We start from the raw sequence: 708 nt of genomic DNA, 5'->3' as shown, positions 1-708 counted from the left end.
GGCGGAATTGGCAGACGCACCAGACTTAGGATCTGGCGCCGCAAGGCGTGGGGGTTCGACTCCCTTCACCCGCACCATTTATTTCCTCTTGAAATGCAATCGGTAATCTGATATGATTATCTTTGTCGCTGATTTAATGCGGTCGTGGCGGAATGGCAGACGCGCTAGGTTGAGGGCCTAGTGGGGGCAACCCCGTGGAGGTTCAAGTCCTCTCGGCCGCACCAAAAAAGATCAAAAAAAGATTTGACAAATCAAATCAAATGCGATAAACTTTAAAAGTTGGTTTTAACAAGATGCGCCCGTAGCTCAATTGGATAGAGCGTCTGACTACGGATCAGAAGGTTATGGGTTCGACTCCTTTCGGGCGCGCCATTATTACGAGAAGTAGCTCAGCTTGGTAGAGCACTTGGTTTGGGACCAAGGGGTCGCAGGTTCGAATCCTGTCTTCTCGACCATTCAAAATTATATATGCGGGTGTAGTTTAGTGGTAAAACCTCAGCCTTCCAAGCTGATGTTGTGAGTTCGATTCTCATCACCCGCTCCAAATTACCTTATATGATTGTTCTTTGAAAACTAAACAAACAAAAACGTCAACAAACAATAATATTCGTTTCTTTTTGAAACGAGCCAACGTTTTATTTTATGAGCTAATCAACTTTCTTGGAGAGTTTGATCCTGGCTCAGGACGAACGCTGGCGGCGTGCCTAA

General features: G+C 45.9%; 4 tRNA genes. All 4 read left to right on the top strand.

Annotation, left to right across the window (positions count from 1 at the left end):
* Nucleotides 1–138 precede the first annotated feature (138 nt).
* The 4 genes from AC59HZ_RS31505 to AC59HZ_RS31490 all read left to right on the top strand — a co-directional run bounded on the left by AC59HZ_RS31505 (nucleotide 139) and on the right by AC59HZ_RS31490 (nucleotide 544).
* A tRNA-Leu gene (locus AC59HZ_RS31505) sits at nucleotides 139–224 on the top strand.
* A gap of 71 nt (nucleotides 225–295) precedes the next feature.
* Nucleotides 296–372, top strand: a tRNA-Arg gene (locus AC59HZ_RS31500).
* 6 nt (nucleotides 373–378) lie between these two features.
* Nucleotides 379–455, top strand: a tRNA-Pro gene (locus AC59HZ_RS31495).
* A gap of 15 nt (nucleotides 456–470) precedes the next feature.
* A tRNA-Gly gene (locus tag AC59HZ_RS31490) sits at nucleotides 471–544 on the top strand.
* Nucleotides 545–708 lie beyond the last annotated feature (164 nt).

This window comes from Neobacillus sp. DZ-9 (assembly GCF_059587065.1).
The sequence above is the reverse complement of the archived record's forward strand: the minus strand, read 5'-3'. Positions and strand labels throughout refer to the sequence as shown.